Here is a 329-nt window from a genome sequence, read left to right as displayed (position 1 = left end):
GGCATACCTTCAGCGAGGGCGCCGCAGCACTCCTGATGGAATCGGCCGACGAGGGGCCGGGCCGTGTCTTGCGTCCGATGATCAGCACGGCCGGCACGCGCGACGCAGACCTGAAGCAACTCGCGCAGATGCAGCTCTCACCCGATCACATCACTCACGCCTGGTTCACCCGATGCGAAGCGGAGTCCGGTGCGATTACGGCGGCGTTCACTACCGACACTAAGGTGAGACCGATCGAGAGATCCTTCGATCACATCGTGGGCGAGCCGGGGCCAGCCACCAGCTGGATTGCGCTTGCCACTGCGTATGAAGCATCGCAGGAAGGGGAA

General features: G+C 63.5%; 1 protein-coding gene. It reads left to right on the top strand.

What is annotated here, in order from left to right:
- The coding region (locus SB847_RS20720; RefSeq protein ID WP_410578455.1) for a hypothetical protein at positions 1–329 on the top strand (329 nt) is incomplete at both ends.

The organism is Bacillus sp. SIMBA_026 (genome assembly GCF_046535335.1).
Lineage (GTDB): Bacteria > Bacillota > Bacilli > Bacillales > Bacillaceae > Bacillus > Bacillus velezensis.
The sequence above is the reverse complement of the archived record's forward strand: the minus strand, read 5'-3'. Positions and strand labels throughout refer to the sequence as shown.